We start from the raw sequence: 524 nt of genomic DNA, 5'->3' as shown, positions 1-524 counted from the left end.
GGCTCTATAATTTCTGTAGTGGGTAAATCCCCTATAGATATTATGGAGCCTATTTTGTTGTAGAAAAAAAGTCCCATAAGACCTATAATGAAAAGCAACCAAACCATCATTAGAAAGAATCTTATGGAACAATTAAATTTTATCACAAACTTACTCGGAATTAAAGACAAGAACATCATAATCTTAGATTATCTTGATGCTGGAACGCATAAAGAAGTCATCGCTAAACTTGATTATCCTGCCCCTAAATGTCACAACTGTCAAGGACAAATGGCTAAATATGACTTCCAGAAAGAATCTAAAATTCCCTACCTAGAATGTGCAGGATACAAGACTCTCATTCGATTGAGAAAACGCCGTTTCCGTTGTAAAGTCTGCGGGAAAATAGCTGTTGCAAAGACTTCCTTAGTCAAAAAGAATCACCAAATCGCGACCATCGTCAACCAGAAAATCACTCAAAAATTAATCGAGAAAGTCCCTATGACGGCTATCGCAGAAAGTCTATCTGTCTCTACTTCGACAGT

The 524-nt window shown here is 37.0% G+C and carries 1 protein-coding gene; it reads left to right on the top strand.

The window, feature by feature from the left end:
• Positions 1–123: 123 nt before the first annotated feature.
• The coding region (locus tag QM877_RS10245; RefSeq protein ID WP_414318329.1) for a transposase family protein at positions 124–524 on the top strand (401 nt) is incomplete at its 3' end.

Source organism: Streptococcus infantis, from assembly GCF_047463655.1.
In the GTDB taxonomy this organism is placed as follows: Bacteria; Bacillota; Bacilli; order Lactobacillales; family Streptococcaceae; genus Streptococcus; species Streptococcus infantis_Z.
This window is presented reverse-complemented; position numbering and strand designations above follow the sequence as displayed.